Origin of the sequence: Photorhabdus luminescens subsp. luminescens (assembly GCF_001083805.1) — a bacterium.
Lineage (GTDB): Bacteria > Pseudomonadota > Gammaproteobacteria > Enterobacterales > Enterobacteriaceae > Photorhabdus > Photorhabdus luminescens.
Genome location: NZ_JXSK01000003.1, coordinates 149,019 through 173,397 on the forward strand (window position 1 = coordinate 149,019; position 24,379 = coordinate 173,397).

The 24,379-nt window shown below is 43.3% G+C and carries 16 protein-coding genes; 4 read left to right on the forward strand and 12 right to left on the reverse strand.

The features are described from left to right. Positions 1–190: 190 nt before the first annotated feature. The 6 genes from TI10_RS08855 to TI10_RS08880 all read right to left on the reverse strand — a co-directional run bounded on the left by TI10_RS08855 (position 191) and on the right by TI10_RS08880 (position 12,027). Positions 191–5,959 (reverse strand): ATP-binding protein, encoded by a 5,769-nt coding sequence (locus TI10_RS08855; protein ID WP_049582950.1) that lies wholly within the window; start codon positions 5,957–5,959, stop codon positions 191–193. A 73-nt stretch (positions 5,960–6,032) separates the two neighbouring features. Continuing rightward, positions 6,033–6,509, reverse strand: a complete 477-nt coding sequence (locus tag TI10_RS08860) for a hypothetical protein (protein ID WP_049582951.1) — start codon at positions 6,507–6,509, stop codon at positions 6,033–6,035. Further along, complete coding sequence (locus TI10_RS08865) at positions 6,502–8,511, reverse strand: integrase (protein ID WP_049582952.1); 2,010 nt, start codon at positions 8,509–8,511, stop codon at positions 6,502–6,504. The genes TI10_RS08860 and TI10_RS08865 overlap by 8 nt, the downstream gene beginning before the upstream one ends. Continuing rightward, positions 8,504–10,087, reverse strand: coding sequence for a site-specific integrase (locus TI10_RS08870; RefSeq protein ID WP_053093433.1), 1,584 nt, complete (start codon positions 10,085–10,087; stop codon positions 8,504–8,506). Before TI10_RS08870 ends, TI10_RS08865 begins: the two co-directional genes overlap by 8 nt. Positions 10,088–10,092: 5 nt before the next feature. Continuing rightward, positions 10,093–11,265 carry a tyrosine-type recombinase/integrase gene (locus TI10_RS08875; protein WP_049582953.1) on the reverse strand — a complete coding sequence of 391 codons (1,173 nt, stop codon included), beginning with the start codon at positions 11,263–11,265 and terminating at the stop codon, positions 10,093–10,095. A gap of 219 nt (positions 11,266–11,484) precedes the next feature. Continuing rightward, on the reverse strand, positions 11,485–12,027 hold the full coding sequence (locus TI10_RS08880; RefSeq protein WP_049582955.1) for a single-stranded DNA-binding protein: 543 nt from the start codon (positions 12,025–12,027) through the stop codon (positions 11,485–11,487). A 367-nt stretch (positions 12,028–12,394) separates the two neighbouring features. On the opposite strand from TI10_RS08880, the gene uvrA reads away from it, so the two are divergent. Further along, positions 12,395–15,229, forward strand: coding sequence for an excinuclease ABC subunit UvrA (uvrA, locus tag TI10_RS08885; RefSeq protein WP_049582957.1), 2,835 nt, complete (start codon positions 12,395–12,397; stop codon positions 15,227–15,229). Between the two features lie 115 nt (positions 15,230–15,344). Here the strand turns inward: uvrA and TI10_RS08890 are convergent, their stop codons facing one another. Next, positions 15,345–16,283, reverse strand: a complete 939-nt coding sequence (locus TI10_RS08890; RefSeq protein WP_049582958.1) for a pseudouridine-5'-phosphate glycosidase — start codon at positions 16,281–16,283, stop codon at positions 15,345–15,347. Beyond that, entirely contained in the window at positions 16,264–17,373 is a 1,110-nt protein-coding gene (locus tag TI10_RS08895) for a PfkB family carbohydrate kinase (RefSeq protein WP_049582959.1), read from the reverse strand. The genes TI10_RS08890 and TI10_RS08895 overlap by 20 nt, the downstream gene beginning before the upstream one ends. A gap of 563 nt (positions 17,374–17,936) precedes the next feature. Here TI10_RS08895 and TI10_RS08900 point away from each other — a divergent pair. Further along, positions 17,937–18,113, forward strand: coding sequence for a type II toxin-antitoxin system HicA family toxin (locus tag TI10_RS08900; protein ID WP_049582960.1), 177 nt, complete (start codon positions 17,937–17,939; stop codon positions 18,111–18,113). A 50-nt stretch (positions 18,114–18,163) separates the two neighbouring features. Continuing rightward, positions 18,164–18,571 (forward strand): type II toxin-antitoxin system HicB family antitoxin, encoded by a 408-nt coding sequence (locus tag TI10_RS08905; protein ID WP_049582961.1) that lies wholly within the window; start codon positions 18,164–18,166, stop codon positions 18,569–18,571. Positions 18,572–18,646: 75 nt separating this feature from the next. Here TI10_RS08905 and TI10_RS08910 read toward each other — a convergent pair whose 3' ends face one another. From TI10_RS08910 to dnaB, 4 genes are all read right to left on the reverse strand, one after another. After that, positions 18,647–18,901 carry a colicin E3-like toxin immunity protein gene (locus TI10_RS08910; RefSeq protein ID WP_049582962.1) on the reverse strand — a complete coding sequence of 85 codons (255 nt, stop codon included), beginning with the start codon at positions 18,899–18,901 and terminating at the stop codon, positions 18,647–18,649. Positions 18,902–19,381: 480 nt separating this feature from the next. Beyond that, positions 19,382–20,578 (reverse strand): amino acid aminotransferase, encoded by a 1,197-nt coding sequence (locus TI10_RS08915; RefSeq protein WP_049582963.1) that lies wholly within the window; start codon positions 20,576–20,578, stop codon positions 19,382–19,384. A gap of 53 nt (positions 20,579–20,631) precedes the next feature. Further along, positions 20,632–21,711 (reverse strand): alanine racemase, encoded by a 1,080-nt coding sequence (alr, locus tag TI10_RS08920; protein WP_049582965.1) that lies wholly within the window; start codon positions 21,709–21,711, stop codon positions 20,632–20,634. 39 nt (positions 21,712–21,750) lie between these two features. Beyond that, complete coding sequence (gene dnaB / locus TI10_RS08925; RefSeq protein WP_049582966.1) at positions 21,751–23,160, reverse strand: replicative DNA helicase; 1,410 nt, start codon at positions 23,158–23,160, stop codon at positions 21,751–21,753. A 172-nt stretch (positions 23,161–23,332) separates the two neighbouring features. On the opposite strand from dnaB, the gene TI10_RS08930 reads away from it, so the two are divergent. Beyond that, the gene (locus tag TI10_RS08930) at positions 23,333–24,316 is read left to right on the forward strand and encodes a quinone oxidoreductase (protein WP_049582967.1); all 984 of its coding nucleotides are present in this window, start codon (positions 23,333–23,335) and stop codon (positions 24,314–24,316) included. The last annotated feature ends 63 nt before the right edge of the window (positions 24,317–24,379 follow it).

Sequence of the window (24,379 nt, forward strand, 5' to 3'; positions counted from 1 at the left end):
GTGAAAGTTAATACTTCTCTAGTTTAAGCACCAGTCAAGCTGGCGTTGCTTCCTAAATCCGACAAAGTGTACAGATCTGGTTATCACCTGACTTCGGCCAAGGCTTCGACAACTTTGCCGATATAGCAGTGCAAACTCAGCATAGGGCTAAAGAGTTACTTACTCTATGATGCGATGTGAGTCATATAAATCAACATATAAAAAACTCAATCTCTTGTTCATTAAATTCCCTAAAGTTATCTCCAGCTGTAAGCAGAATGGCTTTACATAAGTAACAGCTCTTATGCTCTGTTTCACTTGAGCTATGCCATTCTTCAATTCTTTCCTTGCTTACTGCGGTATAAGAGCCACAAAAAGAACGAATCCCTCTGGGATGAATAGGTTGCCAATAGTTGTACCAGAACGATGAAAAACCAACTTTAGAACCATCGACAGAGTAAATAAACAAACCATCGGAAGATGAACCGACAATCTTTTTACCATCAATGGTACATTTGGGAATGTAGAACCCTCGTGATTCGAGATCGGAGTGCCAGTGTCCATATCTCATAAATGGATACGAAGTGCCAGCCATTGTAGGAGCTTTGGGCATCTGACTATCACCAAACTCATAAGACAGCTCCTTATCCAAAAGATTACCAACGGCCAAACAACCGGAACGCTCTTTTACCTGCATGTCAGGCGTCAGCTCAATTTCAGTGCTCACCTTTACAACAGTCAGATCAATCCAGTTATTGTCATCAATCTTTATGGGTAATGAAAATGCTAAAAGGTCATTACTGTCATCTGTTTGTGTAAAGTTGGCTAATCCTTCTTTAACATAGCTGATTAAATTAGCTTCATTCGGGGAATTATTACCATTCCAAACCGGTAACCATTTAGGTTTTTGAGGGCGAAGCTCCATATACGCAGGTTCGATAGGTAGTGCTGGTATGGATAAATATTTCGCGTAAGAATCCGGCATGCCGTAAAATTCTTTGGCTAGGTCTATTGTCCTAAGATATGCAGAACGGCCTCGATGACTTGCTTGCGTATAGAATTGCCCAGTAGATCTTTGCCTATCGCTGCTAAAAAAGTAATCAATGGTTGTTGCTGTTGATGGTTGATATTCGAATGTATTGTTCCACTCAGTTTGATAATGATCTGTAAAGGGTAAACGGGTTCTTTTTGTTTCTTTTTTCAGCCAAGAATAGTACACACGAGGAACATGGCTGCCCTGATAATACTCGAATCTATTATTGTCATGACCCAAAATAATAAAAGGAGAAAATGGATAAGCATACTCCCCGAATTCTACTGAGGTCGATAGCAATTCCGATAGTATTAGATCTGACAGTACGGACCTTGCCCTTATGTAGTGCCCCAGATCATTTGGGCAGACATAACCCTTAGACTTCGCAATAAAAAATACACACAATACTTCTACGCACTCAGACTCTTGCTTCCTACCTGCTAAGTCTTCCTTTAATAATTCTTCAACTCTTGGATGCTGAGCTATTAAAAGTAGTGAAAGCTGATCTACTACCCGCAACTTTACAGAGGGTATAGGCAGCTTAAGCCTTGAAACTAACGTCTTGAGCATTGCTTCCTCGAGAGAGTCATCTTGACGCCAATCCCAGACCGGTCTTGCAAGTTGAAGATTGCGGACGCTTTCTTCTAAGCTTGTAACCATCTCTAACGTGAGCTTAAGCGCCTCATCTTTCCTGCCACCATGAGAAAGCAAAAAAACCAGCTTATCATTCGGAATAATTAAGTTGCCAAACTTATCTTTCCAATTATCCGGTTGTGATGTTGTTAATTTAATAAATTCGTCAATTTTTTTAGGGTATTGCTCTGCAACCATCTTAAGCCGATTGAGGCTATTTTCTGAACGCTCATACCAATCAGACCACCCTCCCATTGCCTTGTGAGCCGCAACCAAAAGATCAAAGGCTTTCGTTTTACCGTCTAATTTTTTAACACTGAAAAAAAGAAGATCTAACAAGTATCGTTTATCATCAAAACGATCAATAAACTTCGACACCTGTGGAATTAGCAGTTGTAATAAATCAGGTTCCTTACCTTGGGTACACCAATATGTGTACCAGGTTTTCCAAAATTCACTGGTACTATATTTTTCTTTGAGCAATACAGTCAGTTCTTCGAACTTTTCAGGCGGATAATCCGATGGCTGCAACGAAATTTTTTCATCAAGTTCATTAGCTGACGGTTGCTTTTCTTCAACCATATTTTGAACATTAATATCAAGAAGGTTCTCTATTTCATCGGCAATACAAATGGCATGAGGTTCTCCTTTCTCAATCTTTTCTCTGAGCACTTGGTAGCAGCTAGAGTGCAAACCTGTAAGATATAAATATTTTGTAATCGGCGAAGCAAAATCACACCTTTTAAGCAACCTAGAAATTGTCTCTTCAGCATAATACCATTCGCCATCGCTGAGCTCCTGCTCATAAACTGAAGCAGCTGTTTGCGGGTTTAATTTTGCTAATAATGAAGATATTGAATGCTTAGAGTGCCTAGTTTCATCCCCATCAGTAAAGTCGGATATATTGAAAACTATCGGTGATATTCGTTCTAATATTTCCAAGGCAGAACTTGGATCAGATTCAGAAAGGTATCCCACAGCTTTCAATACATCAAAGATGGTGGGGTCTTTGTGATGTCCGTAACCAAGCACAAAGTCCCATGTCTTTCTCAAACATTTTTCAAAAAGAGCTAATTTATCATGTTGAAATGCTATTTGAGCTAGCTCAAGATAAGCATTAGAATTTTCAATTGTTTGCTCTAACTCATTTAATTGTCGATTATCTTCAAGCTCGATAAGTAGCTCAGCGGCATCATCGTCTAATAACTTAAGACCTGCGTCCTTATACCATAGCCTTAGCCAGTCAACTCTAAATAAACCATCGTTAACTGTTTGCTTTAGTTCATCACGCGAAATTTCAGATTTGGTTGTTATCAGGTGACAATCGGCTGCAATTTCAATCCAATCACGCTTTAAAGCTATGTCGGCTCTCCGTGTTTCCCATTGGATCTCATCTAATATTGGAACACGCGGAAACATCGCACAAACTACGTCAAAGTTCAGTGTATTTCCTGCGATAAGTTCATTTGCGACTAAATCTGCCAACTCATTGAGTAAATCATAATGAGCTGACACATTCGCTCTATCTGAGGTTGCACTTACTGGTAACCAAGAATAGTCACCTTCTGCATTTAACCTGACACAAAGTGAAGAAAAAAACCAGCAATGGTAGCTGCCCGCAGCTTCAACTTTGAAGGCTTTCGACGACTGACCATGAAAATAATGAGTCTCAATATTGGTGAAGATTTTCTTAGAAAAAATATCTATGAACTGAGATAGCTGCTGCGAGGAAAAAGAGCCATACTCTGGCCTATAGGCAATATCAGCCCCCTCTACTATGCTTAATCTAATTGCATCAAGTTCGATTTGACCAATATGATTTGAATCAGGGGGCAAGCACTGCCGTGCCCTAAAGAGCAGGCCAAGTTCTTTTTTTGTGCGGCATGCACGTCTAAAGCTAGCCACATATCCATCAGGCCAATTAGAGAATTTTCCTTCTTCAAAAATCGCATCACAGTTAAGACTGTCAGTTAATACTCCTGCTTTTATCAATGCAGTTGCTTCAGCTTCATTATCTTGAGAGTGTCGTGAAGACAAGAGTTTGGTTTTAGCCCGATATCGATCAATTGCCTTCTGCGATAATAGCTCTGCTTGAGCAACCGCCCCTCTATACCATAATGCAATTGCCAATATAGATAACTTGGTTGGTGAATACTCGTTTTGTCCTGAGATTATTTCGTTCAGAGACTGCTCATCAGCGATCAGTAGCGAGAGCATCTCCAAGTTAGTGGAGTCCCATGTCTGAAATTCAGGGCCATTGATAAGCCTAGTTTTTAGAGCTCTATGTCGATATGCCTCCGCATAATCAAGCGCCTGGAAAGCATAAGTTTCAGCCTCAGATAACAGTCGAATACATGATCTAACAGGCATGCCAATTATAAGCCTATCAAGCACCCAATCTCGAGTAACCCCCTGTCGCAACTTGGAAGAGTCGCCACCTCGAGCCAAACTAGACCAAAGCCAATTATCTTTGAGATGTGTTGGGGCGCTAGAACTAAGCCATTCACATACAGGTGGTAACAACGCATTTATTCGCTCTTGGTGCTCTTCCTTATTTCGAACAAATACAACTAGGCTTTCGTGGAAAGGTCTTACGCCACAAATTCCCTCCGAGAGCATATGTGCAACCGCATCTACACTCGGTGCATATTCATGATTGTCTTTTACAACGGCACCAATCGCCTGTCTCGGCCACGCAAACTGAAAGCCACTGCATAGGTGAAGAACATCTTTTTGTCTATAGTTAAGGTTACGCCAAAGCTCAGAATAGTAAGTAGTAATATTGCCATCGGAGCACGGAGGAAGCTTCTCAATTTGCCAAGAAGAAAGTGCTAATCCATGATGAGACAGATACTCAGATGAGTAAATTACATGCAGAGGGTAGCCATTTGTTATTTCTAATAAAGCGCCAGCACTGTTCTGAATCTCTTCATCAACTTGATTTTCATGACAGTTTAAGAACAATCGACCAGATTCAATATGAAGTTTTAAAAATTCGTATATCGAATTTCCAGACATCTCAGGCAACCAATGCCATTCATTCTTAGGAGAGTAAGTAAGCAATGTGTAAGGAAGCAATTCATCATCAACTGGTTGCGTTCCGACAAGTACCACTAAGTTGTCTGTTGTAGGAAGCAATTGCCTGAAGGTTTCATCCAATGGATTTTTATTTTTAGCATTATCTCGCCAAACATGATCCAGCCCATCAATCAATACAACAAATGGTTTTCCCTTACCTTTGTAGTAATTTGCGCAGGTTAACAATGCATCACGCAAATTTTCCGGTTGGGATGTACTAGCATTTGACTCTTTATGAAAGCTATCGATTTGATGTAACAGAGATTCAGCAACAACCCTTGGGCTTAGCCTGTCTTCAGTTGTGTCTCCCAACGACAAGAAATAGTGGTGACGTATTAACGGAACCTCCTGATCTTCCAGTTCTTGGCATAAAAACGATAGATACGTACTTTTTCCAACACCAGGCTTGCCCGTTAGAGTTATGACTTCACCATTGGAGCGGTTAATTTGAGCAAGTAACTCATTGTGAAAGTCTGAGTCGGGGAGGCAGTAGTCATCAGGCACAGAGAATATTTCAGGTATAGGCTCTGGTCTTTTGGGTGATAAGACTTCTCTAACATGATGAAGATAAATCCAACCATGCTCTGGTGGATTATCCTTAAACATTGCCCATTCACGTGCTCTTGCTACAAGCCGTTCGACGCCTGTATCGTCGGAAAATTTCAGAAGCTCAGCTCGAAGACTACGTTTTATCGCAAGATAGTCACCATCACTATGCTGGACAGTCAATTTCGAAAAAAGAAAAATGGCAGCTTCTTTATTTCCTAGTTGGCGAGTAATCTCAAGCTGTGAGTCATCATCAATTTGACTAAATTCTACTTTCGAACCGTGCAGGCAGGACTCCATCGACCTGTCCGGCCGTTTGTTGGTCAAAAGAATAACATCCCCGAGTTTTTCAGCAGGCACAACACTAATAGCATCATAGAGCTTTTTAAGAATGGAACGAGACCTAGCTGTTTTGCCTGAGATCTTCAACAGCCAATCCCACGTAAGGCGGTTTTCATCCTTCTCTGGGGAGGGGGTGAATTTTACTTGCCAATAATCTCTAACACCATCTGGTCGCTCACAGACAACATCGTCTATTCCTTCAGGCGTTTCATTACTATCCGTATCGGCTTCAAATGCCACCCTGACATACTTAGTCGAACTATGAAGCCATTCAGCAAGTAGTTTTACTCCCTGCAAAGTCTGATAATCATAGCCTGTATAGATAATCGCAGAATTTTTAACTTTCATAAGACTCGAAAACACTCCTTATTCAATAAATCATCCTCTCCACCCCAAAAGTACACCTCATCAACAGTTAACATTATGCTCTTCCTGAAGGAGGCATTTCTTTGTCAAAAGGCCGTAATATTCGAGCTACCTCAGTATTTGAAGGCAGGTCTGCCCCTTTTGGCGGAGTTTTATCAACGCTAGCCATCTGTATGCCTTTCTGCCGCACGTGGAAGGCGATTTGCTGCCAGCGGCGCAGCCATTGAGCTTCTTTTCGCTTGTAGGCCTCTAGCTCCGCTTTAAGGCGATCCACCTCTACCTGAAGCTCCTCCGATTCTTTGGTTGCCTGCGCTTTGGTTTTCACGAGACCACCCGACAGTGCTTGTTTAGCATTGTCATAAGCGGCTTTAATTTCAGACTTGGCTTGGAGTGACTGACGACTAAAGCCAAAGCGTTCTTCTAGAACAGCCCAGGTGAGTTTTGATCCAAGCTCGCCCAGCGCCCAGCGGTCCAAATCGGCAACGATTGTATTGATGTCACTGTCGGACATACGTCTGAAGCGCTTAACCATGCTCTACCTCGTTTAAATATTGTTCGGGATCAAAGTGCTCCACCCCGTTGTCGGCCAGTTGCACAGCCAGCGTTTTGAGTTTTTTATCGTTATGAGCTAACCAGTCAGCGCTCTTTTTGGACTTGTTGCTACTTAACTGTTTCTCAGCATTTTTTCGGGCCAGTGCGGTAAGGGCATATTGGCGCTTCTGCTCATCCAGCCTACCCTTATCATCCTTGACCCACACGTAGTCTTTGCAGTCTGCCGAACATTGTAAATGGCGCTCGCAGGGCGTTTGAGAAAAGTTGTGAACGCAGATACCCGTACCGACATCATGCACAGCCTGAATTCGTGCTTTAAGAATGGCATCCTGTACTTCTACCGGAACTACTTTGATTTGCTCAGCCAACAGGCCACCGACCAAGCCTTTTTTGATGTCTTCGCGGAGCATCAGCGCACGTTTTTCGCGGGATGTATGCTGATAGGCTTTGGTGTCTCTGGGATTGGTTCGACCAAACCATTCGGTTTGCAGAAGATCACTTAACCCACCTTCATCAAGTAAAGTATTGAGCGTGTGGCGGAAGTGGTGACTGGTAAAATCTACCTCGATACTACTGGAAGCGTATTCATCTGCAAGAGCGGGTAAATAACGGAGAAATGTAGAGAACATAGACTGACTACAGCTTGTAGCCAACCAGTGAGCGTAGCTCCCAGTAGAAAGTCCCAATGGGCGAATAAATAAAAGATCTTTTAGATAGTATTCTTTACCAAATTGATCGATATGGAATGGTCGTAGTAATTTTTCAGAAAAGTCTCGAAAACAATACGCTTTGACAGCATCCTTATTTGTGTAGCAAATAGGGTTATTAGGCTTTTTTCCTTGCTTGGTAAGTCGCTCATGGTCCTGCCAAACAAGACCAATCTTTCGAATCCATCCAGTAGAACAAATTGTATTGCTACTTACCCCAATCTTTAGCAGGTCATCGATGTATAACTTTCTTTTCTCTGGAATTTTATTCAAAAAACGAAGATCTGGGCCGCGAGAACGATGCATTTCCTCTGCGGTAATTCTCACCGAGTCTGTTGCCGCACGTACCTCATCAAGTACATCTCTAACTATTGTTACAACCTCTGACGGTAAGTAGAGGTTTCTTTTAGGTGTAAATAGATCACCGAGACTAGCCTTTCGAGGGAAGTATTGTATAAAGGCTTTTTGGTCTTCGTCTAACGTAACTTCTTGAAGCGGAAGCAATGAAATCTCACTAAAGCGGCGGCCAGTACAAGCAAGCAGAGTCAAAATCAGGATATAGAACCGGTACTTATGGTCTTTGGAAACATTTAAATAAAGCTCGCCTATAACTCGAAACACGGCAGGAGCAACAAGCTTCTCGGATTTGGTCTCCAGAACTTCAGGATCATCCAGCCTTTTATGATTCAGACCTCCTGTATTCACTGGGCGTACCATCTTGGAATATTTGTACTGCAACAGCACCCTGCACAAACCATTAGCATCACAGTGTGCAGCGAACTCTGCAACATGCTTGTGAAGGTTATAGGCCGAGCTTTGACTGTAATGCTTTAAGATTAAAGAACATGCATTATCAAGAGCTTCTGGCGTTAAACTTACTAACACCAGCCCCAGTTTTGAAGCTGAATAATGGATGTAACCTATTGCTGTAATGAAGTTGCGTTGATTAGGGCTTGCCTGGTTTTTCCTATGAAACCGAAGAATTAATAACGCTTTGGCAACCTCCTGCCAATCACTATCTAAAGCATCAGAGCCCAGTTTCGGAGGAAGCGAAAAATGGAGAGATACGGATTTTACGTTCTTGCCAGTAAGCTTAACTAGGCAGCCAGCCTTGACCTGCCAAATATCATCACCCCATGTAATCGCCTCAAAACCTTCCAACTTCATCAGCTTTGCTTTTCTGACTAAAGTCTTAAGATTTACCTTTCTATCGCGCTCAATACGATCAATAAAGGGAATAACCTTGGCTTTACGATTAGAACGGCCGTCAGACATTCTGATGCTCCTGCCCACAAAGCTGAGCCATTTGTGCGACGGCAGCTATCACCTCATCAAGCTGTATACCCAGCCGTGCATTCTCATATTTCTTTAAGCGTTCCTCTCGTCCAGCAAGCAGACATTCCAGAACATGCTCATGATCAGAATGCCGATAAGGCTGAAATTTAGGACACAAATAACAGGAATAAGGAGGATCAAGGTGGCATACACTGGATTCGCCACACACACCAATATCAGACTGATCAGCTGGATTTTGCTCATCGACAAACGTCAAGTGCTTGTCATCTCGCTCACCATTGATAGCGTCTTCATCACTATCAACAAGCTTACCTTTGAAGAAGTTGAGGTACTTCGAGAATCCTTTTACCATTGACTTGTCGAGATGCTCAACAACTTTTCCCGCAACATCAAAATATACCCCCACATGCTGGGTATCCGTATGATCCAATATTCTAGCCAGTTCACGTCTGCTAATTCCCTCAGCTGCTAGGCCTGTAGCCAAGGTGTATCGTAACCTCCTTGGTGTGACATGCATGAGTTCACCAGTAAGAGGGGAAATTATGTTATGGCGCTTTATAAAGGCTGTAATTAAACGAGATATATCCCCGCTCGTCATATTGAAAATATTCTCTGCATCTAGAGAAAACATGGCAACGCGGTTACCACCTGTTCTTATTAGAAGTGGTCGATTCTCAGGGGTAGAGAAGTCTCTACCTTTAAAGCTAAGAGGCACTGAGTTATTTTGCTCAACAAGATTTTCTAGAATTCTTCCGAAATGGGGATCTAAATATTCATCCATCAGGTCGTCACGAGGATTAACAAATCTCTTCTTAATACGCGGCATCCGAATGAGATAACAGGGGTCTTCGTTCGACGGATCAAGCTTAACGAGATCGCCTTCCCTGAGGTATGTCAGGTTTGCGGGGTTTCGACCGAAAGCTAGTGACAAAGCCATAACAGCCTTCTGCTGGAGATGCTCAAACTCTAGACTTTTGTCCTCTTTTAGCGCAGCAATCAAAAGAGGGAGCTCTAATGATTTATGTAATGGTCCCATATCGGGATCGGACATCCTAACTGCCTCTCCCTTTGGACCACTGGGTATAACCATTGCCTCAAGCTCAGCGGCATACGCATCTGAAAATGTACTGTCTGAAATGTTCTCAGAGCACCAGATATACCACCTAATTGGCTCGTACATCATCCAAAGCTTGTGCCGAGAACGCTGAGAATTGATAGATTTTTCAAATAAATCAATAAGATGATCTTTAATAATTGACGATTGAATATCCTTTTCCCAATTCCTAAGAACTTGCCTCCATACCTCATGAAACACTTTGTATCCAGCAGATGTTGAAATACGCCTCATCTGGTCAGACACATAGTGCTTCAAAGCATTTCTCAGCTGTAAATTTGAAATCTTGCCAAAATCGAGCGTTGAGTGGTGGCGAATCACTATGGGGAGCACCCATTTATCGCCTGATATATTAACTTTTTTCCCTTCTCGGGTAACCAGGATCTGCATCTCAGACCAAGACTGTTCTACAGCTTGTGCTTTCGATAATTTTGTGTTCACTTTGGCTACCTCTCAGACATCATATCAGCCTGATACCGCCTCAATGACTTAACTGCCAGCTCCTCCACTTCTTGGGCGATATAAGTGTCTTGTGACTCCAAACTACTATCGCCACGCAGAAAGGCCAGCGCTTCTCGTCTGCGCTGCTCATCCATTCCTGAAGCCCTAAGAACCCTCTCAAGCCGGGATGAGAATGTGTGTCTAAGAGACTTGGCCGTTAAGTTTTCGGGAAGATGGTCAGCATATTGCGATCGCAATAACTGGAAAAACTGTGTAATTGAGGATTGTGACAAGGGCGCTCCCTCATCACTCAAGATTAAATAGTCTGATTCATGGTTACTTTTGCTTTCAAGCACTTCACGCCAGGTAACAATGTACTCATTTAATGCAAAAGCAAACTGCCTACTCTCAATCGGAATAAGTCTACCATTACGTTTTATTTGAGGCCTCGGCCGCCTCACATCCAATGGGTCTGCTGGTCTACGCTCAACCTTTATCGCCGAAATCGCACCAACCTGGACATCTTCTACCCTGAGGCTAAGCAGCTCACCTGGCCTTAAACCACAAAATAGCATCAGCCCAACAGATACATAATTTCTGAACTTTACAGCTGTATCTCGTCCAAATCCTTGCTTGGCATCGGGATGCAACACGGCAAGCAGGAAGTCAACTTCTACCTCATTTAAACCCTTACGAAGGCTTTTTTTCATTGGTGTGGCAGACATAAAGCTACCATCCAGCATTTTTAGAAAAAATGACTTTCGCTCTCTCAAACGTTCATAGTCCAGGGAAGACAAAGGCAACTGACTTGTCAGTACGTCCATGCACCAACTAATAAATTGTCGGATAGTTGTTAACCGTTGATTGAAGGTATTAGGCGCTACTACACTTATACGTTCATTGGCCTGATCAATTCTTAACGCTTCGACCAAGCCACCTTTTAATTCTGCTTCGTTGAATGAGTTCTGAGCCAGTAATTTCGCAGATAGGTCACAATTCGATTTATCCAGCCAACGATAGAGCACTGATAGTTCTCTCAAATTCCGAACTAATGTATTTGTACTAAGGGCTCGTCTGGCAAGAATAAACTCATTAGGTAAGACAACTGGCATACCAGAAGCATCCAGCATCATTGGTATCTGCTCGCCCGTTTTGTGTGTGACTAGCTCTATTTTCATTGCACCACCCTTATTGACAAAATAAGAGTAGCTACAAACTTCCATCTTTACAACTTTTCAAATTATACGACTTTATAAAAGTACAAAGTCACATAAAACAAAAAAGCCCTTCAAATGTTTACACACTTAAAGGGCTTTATTTCTCATTTATAGCTCGTAAAACCAATCAGTTAATTAGACTAGATCAAGAATTACTTAACAATAATTACTTTATGTCATTCAAAACGGAATATCGTCATCAAAATCCATTGGCGGCTCATTGCTCTGCGGAGCAAAAGATTGAGCAGGACGTGAAGGAGCGCCGCCGCCGCTGAACTGCTGAGGTTGTTGCTGAGATTGTTGCTGTGGTTGTGGCTGCTGTGGCTGTCCCCAACCGCTGCCTTGTGGTTGGCTATCCTGGAAACTACCACCAGCGCGGCTTCCCATCATTTGCATGGTGCCGCCCATGTTTACCACCACTTCTGTGGTGTAACGCTCCTGACCGTTCTGATCCTGCCATTTACGGGTTTGAAGAGAACCTTCAATATAAACCTGTGAACCTTTACGCAGGTATTCACCCGCAACTTCCGCCAATTTGCCAAACAAAACAACCCGGTGCCATTCAGTCTTCTCTTTCATCTCACCGGTCTGTTTATCGCGCCAGCTTTCAGAAGTCGCCAGAGTAATGTTAGTCACTGCGCCGCCGTTTGGCATATAGCGGACTTCCGGGTCTTGCCCCAGGTTACCGATTAAAATAACTTTGTTTATGCCTCTGCTGGCCATTGGGAATACTCCTGATGAAATGAATTTCTACAATTATTAAGTAACGCAGTTTAACATGCGACACTAAAAATGAAACGCGGCCGCTTTAAAGCGGACTTTGCGAAGCTCACCGTACTTTCATACTGTCATACTGTACTTATTACATTATTTCACTTAAATACTGTATATCTAATCAGTCAACTCTGTGTAATAATAACTCACTTATTATTATATACCCTATGGATTTCAAGATGAATCGCGGCGGCAAGGGAGTGAATCCCCGGGAGCATAGCAAACTATGTGACCGGGGTGAGCGAGTGCAGCCAACAAAGAGGCAACTTGAAAGATAACGGGTATATGCACGTATGAATAATCCGGGAAATGGTTCATGGATAACATCGAAGTTCGGGGCGCACGTACCCACAATCTCAAAAATATCAATCTGATAATTCCCCGAGACAAGCTGATCGTTATCACGGGCTTGTCCGGCTCAGGTAAGTCTTCTCTGGCATTTGATACGCTTTATGCCGAGGGACAGCGTCGTTATGTGGAATCGCTTTCAGCTTATGCGCGCCAATTTCTGTCACTGATGGAGAAACCCGATGTTGACCATATTGAAGGATTATCCCCGGCCATTTCCATCGAGCAAAAATCTACTTCCCATAATCCACGTTCAACCGTGGGGACTATTACCGAAATTCATGATTATCTACGTTTGCTGTTTGCCCGCGTAGGTGAACCACGTTGCCCAGAGCACGATGTTCCATTGGCGGCACAGACGGTTAGTCAAATGGTAGATAATGTGCTAACACTGCCAGAAGGCCATCGTCTGATGTTGCTGGCGCCGATCGTCAAAGAGCGAAAAGGCGAGCATACTAAATTGTTGGATAATCTGGCGGCACAAGGTTATATCCGCGCTCGTATTGATGGTGAAGTCTGTGATCTATCTGATCCACCAAGGCTAGAATTACAGAAAAAACATACCATTGAAGTCGTTATTGATCGCTTTAAAGTTCGCGCCGATCTGGCGCAACGTCTGGCGGAATCTTTTGAAACAGCGCTGGAACTTTCAGGCGGTACCGCTATTGTCGCCAATATCGATGATAATACAGCCGAAGAGCTGATTTTCTCTGCTAACTTTGCGTGTCCTGCATGTGGCTATAGCATGAGTGAGCTGGAACCTCGCCTGTTCTCTTTTAATAATCCAGCCGGGGCTTGCCCAACTTGTGATGGTTTAGGTATTCAGCAATTTTTTGATCCTGATAGAGTCATTCAGAATGGTGATATCTCTCTAGCCGGTGGAGCAATTCGTGGCTGGGATCGTCGTAATTTCTACTATTTCCAAATGCTGTGTTCATTGGCGGAACATTATAAATTCGATATCGAAGCTCCCTTTAATTCCCTTAGCGCCAATATTCAGAAAGTGGTGTTGTACGGTTCCGGTAAACAATCCATCGAATTTAAATACATCAATGACCGTGGCGATACCACGGTACGCCACCATCCGTTCGAAGGTGTACTGCATAATATGGAACGCCGTTATAAAGAGACGGAATCCACCGCCGTTCGGGAGGAACTGGCAAAATATATTAGTAATCGCTCGTGTATTTCCTGCCACGGAACCCGCTTACGTAAAGAAGCCCGTTACGTATTTATTGAGAATACCACTCTGCCGGAGATCTCAGATTTCAGTATCGGCCATGCAATGGATTTCTTTCAAAACATTAAACTCAGTGGTCAACGTGCGCAAATTGCTGAAAAAGTATTGAAAGAGATCCGCGACCGTCTGAAATTCCTGGTTAATGTCGGTCTGAATTATCTGACTCTCTCTCGTTCTGCCGAAACTCTGTCCGGCGGCGAAGCTCAACGTATCCGCCTTGCCAGCCAGATTGGCGCAGGTTTAGTGGGCGTGATGTATGTACTTGATGAACCTTCTATCGGGTTGCACCAGCGGGATAATGAACGCCTGCTGGAAACGCTAATCCACTTGCGCAATCTGGGAAATACCGTGATTGTGGTTGAACATGATGAGGACGCCATCCGGGCTGCCGACCATATCATTGATATCGGCCCCGGCGCAGGTGTGCATGGCGGTGAAATCGTCGCGGAAGGCACAGTTAAAGACATTATGGTGAGCAAAGCGTCACTGACAGGTCAATTTCTGAGTGGCAAACGGGAAATTGCCATCCCAGAAAAGCGTATCCCGGCTGATCCGAAAAAAGTGCTGAAACTGATCGGAGCGAAAGGCAATAACCTGAAAAATGTGACGTTCAATCTGCCGGTTGGGTTATTTACTTGTATTACCGGGGTTTCTGGTTCCGGTAAATCGACGCTAATCAATGATACCCTGTTCCCCATTGCCCAACGTCAGTTAAATGGCGCGACCAATATCACCCCTGCACCTTATATCGATATTCAAGGGTTAGAGCACTTCGATAAAGTGATTGATATTGACCAGAGCCCGATTGGCCGAACTCCCCGCTCTAACCCGGCAACTTATACCGGCGTATTCACACCCGTCCGTGAATTATTCGCTGGCGTACCTGAATCACGCGCCCGCGGTTATACACCCGGACGATTCAGTTTTAACGTCAAAGGTGGGCGCTGTGAAGCTTGCCAAGGTGATGGCGTTATTAAGGTAGAAATGCACTTCTTGCCTGATATTTATGTCCCTTGTGATCAGTGCAAAGGTAAGCGTTATAACCGTGAAACACTGGAAGTAAAATATAAGGGCAAGAATATCAATGAAGTATTGAATATGACGATCGAAGAAGCTCGTGAATTCTTTGATGCGGTTCCTGCTCTGGCCCGTAAACTACAAACTCTCATGGACGTTGGTCTTTCTTACATCCGTCTGGGTCAGTCAGCAACAACGTTATCAGGCGGTGAAGCGCAGCGAGTAAAACTGGCACGCGAACTATCCAAACGCGGCACTGGGCAGACGTTATATATTCTCGATGAGCCAACAACAGGTTTGCATTTTGCTGATATTCAGCAGCTATTAGCGGTTCTGCATCAATTACGCGATCAAGGGAATACCATTGTGGTTATTGAACATAACCTTGATGTGATTAAAACCGCTGATTGGATCGTGGATCTTGGCCCAGAAGGAGGTAGCGGCGGCGGCGAAATCCTGATTTCTGGTACACCAGAAGAGGTTGCCGAATGTGAGACATCACATACTGCGCGTTTCCTGAAACCGATATTGAAAAAAGAAGCATAATTCGCAAACAAGGGGCAATTTAAGCCCCTTTATTTCTGACGACGATTTCTCAAACCTTTGAGGTAGAACCCCTTTAACCAACTAAGGATGGAACTTAAAGCATAACGCAGTTGTTTTACCCACGGCTTTCCCAATAATGGCAAGCAATTTTCGCTGCCAGTTCAGCGTTATTAAGTACTAACTGAATATTGGCAGATAGGCTATCACCCCCAGTTAACTCAGCCACTCTGGATAACAAAAACGGCGTACACGCTTTTCCATTTACTCTCTGTTCTATGGATTCGCGTACTGCCTGTTCGATAGCAGCGTTGATCTCCGCTTCCGGCATAGCGTATGGCTCAGGGATAGGATTGGCAATCACCAAACCGCCCTGTAATCCAGTATCCCATTTTACTGCCATCGCCTGAGCTATCTGTTCTGGAGAATCCAAACGAATATTGACGGGAAATGGACTGGTACGACAGAAAAACGCCGGTAAAGAGTGAGTCTGATAGCCAATTAGTGGTACACCGTGAGTTTCAAGATATTCTGTTGTCAGGCCAAGATCCAGAATGGATTTAGCGCCAGCACAGACTACCGCGACACTGGTTTTCGCTAACTCCTGTAAATCGGCAGAGATATCAAAAGTCTGTTCCGCGCCACGGTGCACACCACCAATACCGCCGGTAGCGAAGATTCTAATCCCGGCCATTGCAGCAATAATCATGGTAGAAGCAACCGTCGTCGCGCCATTTTTTCCTGCCGCTATAACAAAGGGTAAATCACGACGACTAACTTTAGTTATCTTGTCACCTTCTCTACCTAAAAACTCTATTTCTTCATGCGACAGACCTGCTTTCATAATCCCATTGATAATAGCAATTGTTGCAGGAACAGCGCCATTTTCCCTGATTTTCCGCTCAACTTGTCGCGCAGTGTTTACATTTTGCGGATAAGGCATTCCATGAGCAATAATGGTAGATTCCAATGCCACAACTGGTCGGTTATTCGCTAAAGCCTCTGTAACTTCTGGGGAAATATCCAAATATTCATTGCTAATAGCATAATTTTTCATGAGATTGTAATTCCAACAGTTTTTGGACACTGCCATTTGACAGATTTGGATTATTGGTAAATTCACAAGAGAGCGTGAGTGCAGAGCACCCTTGGGCAAAGCGAACACTTTCTGCTAGTGTCATATTTTCTAGCCAGCAGTTCACCAGTCCAGCCATCATGGCATCTCCGGCGCCCGTTACATTGACAATCTTGATACTAACGGGAAGTGACCACCCCGCCACGCCATTACTTTCACTAAAGTAGACACCCTCTACGCCCATGCTGAGTACTAACCGCTGCACACCTTGATCGTGAAACCACCGCGCCACTGCCGGAACATCGGTAAGTTGGGTAATTTTCATTCCACTCAGCGCTTCCGCTTCCAGACAATTAGGTTTTAAGGTGTGGATATAGGAAAGCCAGTTTTTAATCTTAGGTGCTTTAAATGCGGATACTGTATCCACAAATACCGGCACCGTTCCGGCATTAGTCAACAACCAAACCAAAGTTTCTTCAGATAAATTGCAATCAATAACCAGTACGCCGGCGTGCTGAATAAGATCACAATGATTCGCTAACAACGATGGCGTCAGTTTTTCCAAAATATGCATGTCATTGATGGCGACTAACATCTCACCACCGTCATCTAATAAGGAGACATATGTCGAGGTATTTTCACCATAAAGCTTATAGCAGTAGTCGATATTAACGCCTGCGCATCTGGCCTGATCCAGTAAAGTGCTACCATAGAAATCATCGCCAACAACAGAAATAAGATGACATTCTTTACCTAATAACGTGATATTTTGGGCAATATTTCTGCCTACACCACCAGGGGTACATTTTATTTTTCCTGGGTTAGAATCTTGATAAATGAGTTTATTTGATGTATAACCGCAAACATCCATATTAATAGAGCCAACCGCTACTACATAATTGTGGTCAGATAAAATATAACCTTTCCCTTTTATATATCCCTTATTCATTAAATTCATAATATGACCAGCAACCCCCGAGCGACTTATACCTAAAACGTCGGCAATTTCCTGCTGTGGAATCAACGGATCTCGTCTCAGAAGTTGCAATATTTGTTTTTCCCGATTCGTCATTTTTAGACACTTGTTTGTTCTTAAACACACGTTTGTTTTATGTGTTAAAAGCAAAACAGTAAAGCGGGATTTTTTATTTTACAATGAAGTTGGGATAACGATCGTAAGAGTATATGACTGGATTACCAACACTATTTTATGTGATAACCATCAAGTTAAATCCTACTGGAATAACCCTTCCTCCAGCATATTAAGAATCGGCTAGTGTTTTATACTAGAAATAGATTTAATAAAACAAAGAAATAAGAAAAATCTTATTGGAAGCTAACAAATGTTTGGGTATACCTTGAAATGATGAAAATTACTTTTCGCCATCTGAAACATGTTTCATTAAAAAGTGATCTGTTTCACATTAAAAAATATACTTCATAGCCGAAAATATCCGCGAACAAATTATATATGCTGAGATTAGAACAATTCTCACATTAAACTTCACCCTATAAGGAATAAATACAAATAGTTTAACGTTATTACGCTTATAAACAAAAATGCTTATAAACCTCTTGCTCATATAAACAAAAATGTTTATATTTATTTTCAAGTTAAACAAACAGGAGGAGGCAGTGAAGCAAAGCGAGTTTCGCCGGTGGCTTAAAGCTCAAGGAGCAGAATTTAAAGATGGGACTAACCATTTGAAAGTTTTCTTGAACGGTAAGCAAACCACGATGCCAAGGCACCCTAGTCAAGAAATCCCAGAACCTCTGAGGAAAGCAATATTAAAACAGCTAGGCATCAAATGACAGACCGGCCCTAAGGGGCTGGTTACTCGCATAACTTCACTGAGTAAAATATGCGATACCCAGTAAAATTCGAACATGACGAAACAGGTTGGGCTGTGATGTTCCCAGATATCCCAGAAGCCTTAACAGGCGGAGATACCAGAGAAGAAGCGTTAGCTATGGCACAGGATGCTCTGATTACTGCGTTTGATTTCTACTTTGAAGACCGGCGCGAAATACCAACACCATCCACTGAAGGAGAAGCTTTTGTCGAAGTACCAGCCAGTATAGCGGCTAAAGTTTTACTGTTGAATACGATGCTTCAAACAAGAACAAGCAACGCAGAGCTTGCGCGGTTATTGGGAACCCGACCGCAAGAAATTCAACGTATAGTGTCATTAGGTCATAGCACTAAAATTGACACCATCGCGAATGCGTTAAATGCCTTGGGAAAACATCTAGAACTTGTTGCCATTTAAACATCACCATCAAATAGTCTTAAACCTTGCCACAGCAAGGTTTAAGTACATGACTAAATTTAAATTACGGCCTCACTACCATTTATCTCGATAGTCAAATGATATTTGATACCAATATTTATCTGTTTCAATTTTATTTCTAAAATATGATTCAAGTGTTGGCACCCATTCTTTTTTTACATCGAATGCGCCATTATTAATATTATCTTCAATAGGAAGCCCTAATTTTTCTATTACTGAACCATCATCTCCTAGATCTCTAGAATATTCCTCACCAATAAACTCTTCCTTTTTTATATTAAACCACGCAATGTTTAACTTTAATCCCATAACTTACCTTATAAAAATTTTTTAATGCTACGTCATGATCATCCTCTGCTAATGACTCACCTGTTTTATTAAACAAAAAGTACACATTAATACTATAAATAAGATTCCAAAATAGTGCTACGCCTTATACCACTCACAACTCTATATATACAATGGGTTGAATAGGACTATGTGTAGCAGAGTTACGAAACGTTATTTATAAACACAGACAATTAAAGTAGAAACAGATCGATCTCAAGTAACAATGATTATCATTATTTATGTAATAGTAAACGCTATTTAAGATTAGTGATATCAGTTACTAGTTTCACTAATAATTGCGAGCTGAAAAAACATAAGAATAAAAACATTAAAAATAAATTAATTGAAGCATAAAGCAAGCGCACCATATTATGGGGCGCTTCTAAGAAGGGATATACTGCTATTCTACAAAATTGTCGATCATTATCATCAATAGCAGATTATTTATATTAGAATCCATTATTTATTTACCGCCGCAAATGTCTCAGCAATACGTGCCACATTACGATGGTTAACACCTGCCATGCAGACTCGGCCATTACCGACCAGATAAACAGCGAATTCTTGACGCAAGCGATCCACCTGTTTCTGGCTAAAACCGGTATAGCTGAACATCCCGCGCTGTTTCATAAAATACTCAAAGTTTTTCTCTGGTAATGCTGTTTTCAGAGCATCCACCAGCACCGTGCGCATTTCCAAAATACGCAAGCGCATATGTTCAACTTCTGTCAACCATTGTGCCTTCAAAGCAGGATCAGTCAGTACTTTCGCCACAACCTGCGCGCCAAAATTCGGTGGGGTAGAGTAGACGCGACGTACACCCGCTTTTAACTGCCCAAATACCCGCTCTTTGGTCTGTTCATCATCACAGATGACAGACAAGCCACCCACACGCTCACCATACATAGAAAATATCTTGGAGAAAGAGTTACTCACCAGACAAGGCAAACCGGCTGTCGCCATAGCACGAATGGCATAAGCATCTTTTTCCATACCATCCCCAAACCCCTGATAAGCAATATCAAGGAATGGCAGTAATTCTCTCTCTTTAACAATCTGAACAACTTGATCCCATTGATCATAGGTCAGATCCGATCCGGTTGGGTTATGGCAACAAGGGTGCATCACAATAATGCTTTTTGCCGGCAACTTCCTGAATGTTTCCAGCATTTCATTGAATTTTACCCCTTTAGTCTGGGTATCAAAATAAGGGTAATAATTCACCTTGATACCAGCCCCCGCAAAAATAGCGGCGTGGTTTTCCCAAGTTGGATCACTGCACCACACTTCTGAATCAGGGAAATAACGACGCAGAAAATCAGCACCAATTTTAAGGGCGCCAGAACCGCCCAATGATTGAATCGTTGCCACTATCCGCTGTTTCAACACCGGATGATCTTTACCAAATAACAGTTCCTGAACCGCAAGACGATATGATTCCAATCCCTCCATCGGCAGATAAAGAGAAGCCGTCTGTGACAACGCTCTAAGTTGTTCTTCTGCGGTAGCCACTGCCTGCAATTGCGGAGTCACACCCTGCTCATCGTAATACAGCCCGATACTCAGATTAATTTTTTCCGCACGAGGATCTTTTGTAAACTCTTCCGCCATCGAAAGAATAGGATCACCAGCATAAACATCAACATTCTGGAACATCAGGCTCTACTCCTTATCAATCTGTTAATTAATAAACAATATAACCTACAACATCATTCGTCCAGGTATTCCATCACCACTCTGGAAGTGAGTTTGGTCACCAGTTCATAAGTAATGATACCAGTGCATTCAGCAATCCGTTCCACTGGCAGCACATCTCCCCAGAGCACCACTTCATCACCCACTTTATCTGTCGCATCTGGACCTAAATCAACAGAAATCATGTCCATTGAGACACGACCAGCAATCGGCACTTCACGGCCATTAATATGTATTGGCGTTCCCGAAGGCGCACTACGCGGATAACCATCACCATAACCAATAGCTACAACACCAAGATAAGTATCACGTTCACTGACCCAAATCCCACCATAGCCAACCGACTCACCAGCTTTATGCTTACGAACAGCAATTAAGCTCGACTTTAAGGTCATTGCTGGGATCAGGTTAAAATCCGTGGCTGTTTTATCAGACAATGGCGATACACCATACATTATCAGCCCGGGACGCACCCAATCTTGATGGACTTCCGGCCACAACAGGATACCTCCCGATGCATCAATGGATTTTTCTCCCGGTTTGCCAGCACAGAAAGCCTGAAAACAGGCTATCTGCTGGCAAGTGGTATCTACCGCTGGCTCATCAGCTCTGCCAAAATGGCTGACAATATTGACGGGCTGTTGCACATTTTTACAACGACTTAGCCGTTGATAAAATTCTTCGGCATCTTCCGGCCTCACACCTAAACGATGCATCCCGCTATCCAATTTCATCCATACTTTTACCGGATGAGATAATTTAGCCTGTTCCAGCGCTTCCAACTGTTCAATGCTGTGAACCACGGTTTCAATATGGTTAGCAACCAGTACTGGCAAATCAGCCGCACCAAAGCATCCTTCCAATAACAGAATCGGTTTGACGATACCACCATGACGCAACGTCAATGCTTCACCAATTCGCGCTACACCGAAACAATCGGCATCTTCCAGCGTATGTGCTGTCTCCAGTAAACCGTGGCCATAAGCGTTTGCTTTCACAACTGCAATCAGATTGCTTTTAGGGGCGATCTCCCTTACCCGTTGCAAGTTATGTCGCAGAGCGCGGCGGTCAATAACTGCGGTTGCCGCTTTCATTCTATTCCTTAAATTTATTGATTCTTTGGTGGTTAATACTTATTCGTCGTCATAACTTGGTCCGGCATAGTTATCGAACCGCGACCATTGACCATTAAACGTCAGGCGAACTGTACCGATTGGACCGTTACGTTGCTTACCAAGAATGATTTCAGCCACACCTTTCATGTCGCTGCTCTCATGGTAAACCTCGTCACGATAGATAAACATAATGAGGTCGGCATCCTGCTCAATAGAGCCGGATTCACGTAAATCAGAGTTAACTGGACGCTTATCTGCCCGCTGTTCAAGGCTACGGTTGAGCTGAGAAAGTGCGACTACCGGCACTTGAAGCTCTTTAGCCAAGGCTTTTAGTGAACGGGAAATCTCCGCAATTTCCAAAGTACGATTATCAGATAAGGCCGGAACCCGCATTAATTGCAGGTAGTCGATCATGATCAGACTTAATCCGCCATTTTCGCGGAAGACACGCCGAGCGCGGGAACGAACTTCGGTAGGCGTCAGGCCAGATGAGTCGTCAATATACATATTGCGTTTTTCCAGCAATATCCCCATCGTACTGGAGATCCGCGCCCAATCCTCATCATCAAGCTGACCGGTACGGATACGGGTTTGATCCACCCGTGAAAGGGATGCCAGCATACGCATCATGATCTGGTTGCCGGGCATCTCAAGACTGAAAATCAAAACCGGCTTATCCTGCATCATGGCTGCGTTTTCACACAGGTTCATGGCGAAAGTGGTTTTACCCATAGAAGGACGCGCAGCCACAATGATCAAGTCTGATTTTTGTAAGCCTGCGGTTTTCTTATCCAGATCCTGATAACCGGTTGAAACACCGGTTACACCATCGTGAGGACGTTGATAAAGTTGCTCAATCCGCTCGACGGTTTCTTCAAGGATCTGCTCTATTCCTTTCGGCCCTTCATCTTTACTAGCACGATTTTCAGCGATCTGGAACACCCGTGATTCGGCCAGATCCAATAATTCTTCGCTACTCCTGCCTTGAGGATCATAACCGGCATCTGCAATTTCATTTGCAACTGCGATCATCTCGCGGACAACAGCACGTTCGCGGACAATATCCGCATAAGCATTAATGTTAGCCGCGCTTGGCGTATTTTTGGATAATTCGGCCAGATAAGCAAAACCGCCTACATTATTCAGTTCCCCACTCTGCTCAAGGGATTCCGATAATGTAATCAGGTCGATAGGATTGCCCATCTCCAGCAAGCGCTGCATTTCAGCAAAAATGCGCCGATGTGGACGACTGAAAAAATCATTGCTAGTAACACGTTCGGAAACATTATCCCAACGTTCATTATCTAGCATTAAACCGCCTAACACAGACTGCTCTGCTTCCAAAGAGTGTGGCGGAAGTTTCAGCCCTTCCATTTGGCGATCTTTCGGTTCAGCCATTTTGTTGTGAGTTGATTTTTTTCCCGCCATGAATCCCGCAATAATCTACTGATAAATCTGCAACAGCACATGAGTATACGCTATGAAGCGCCTTGAGTAATTACATATAGTTTGTAATTATTTCTGACACATTAAAGCCCGTTTACAATCAGTTCAACTACTACGTGCACACACATTCCCCTTATATTGATGAGGTTGAGTCATGGCAAAACATATCGAATTTTCCTCTATTGGCGGCCCTGAAGTTCTCCAATATTGCGAATTCACCCCCAAAGCTCCTGCTGACGATGAAGTACAAGTAGAAAATAGAGCGATTGGCATCAATTACATCGACACTTATATTCGTAGCGGGCTATACCCACCGGCACAATTACCGAGCGGTCTTGGCACTGAGGCCGCTGGAGTAGTCACCAAAGTGGGCTCGGCTGTCACTACCATAAAAGTGGGTGATCGTGTAGTTTATGCTCAATCAACTTTAGGCGCTTACAGTGAAGTGCATAATGTCGCGGAAAGCAAAGTCGCTGTTCTGCCGGATACCATCTCTTTCGAACAAGCCGCTGCTTCTTTTCTAAAAGGGCTGACGGTTTACTATCTTCTACGCCGTACCTACAAAATCCAGTCAGGCGAACCCTTTTTGTTTCATGCCGCCGCCGGGGGCGTTGGGCTAATTGCCTGCCAATGGGCAAAAGCTTTGGGGGCAAAACTGATCGGAACAGTTGGCTCTGATGAGAAAGCACAACGCGCTAAAGATGCCGGTGCATGGCAGGTCATTAACTATAGCCGTGAAAATATTGTCGAACGGGTTTATCAAATCACCAACGGTGAAAAAGTCGGTGTAGTTTATGATTCTGTTGGTAAATCGACCTGGCTGGATTCACTGGACTGCCTGAAACGCCACGGGTTAATGGTCAGCTTTGGCAATGCATCCGGGCCAGTTACCGGTGTCGATTTAGGGATTTTAAATCAGAAAGGCTCGCTGTTTGTTACCCGCCCCTCTATCGCTGGCTATATTTCAACTCGCGAAGAGTTAGATGAGGCGAGTAAAGAACTGTTTGATCTGATTGCCAGCGGCAAAATTAATGTGGATGTACCAGAAAATCAGAAGTTCCCGTTAAGTAAGGCGACAAGAGCACACCAGATTCTGGAAAGCCGAGCAACGCAAGGATCAAGTTTACTGATCCCTTAACAGTAAAATGAGCGGGTTATTAACTAAGCCATCAAGCCTAATACCTTAATATGCTGTAATTAC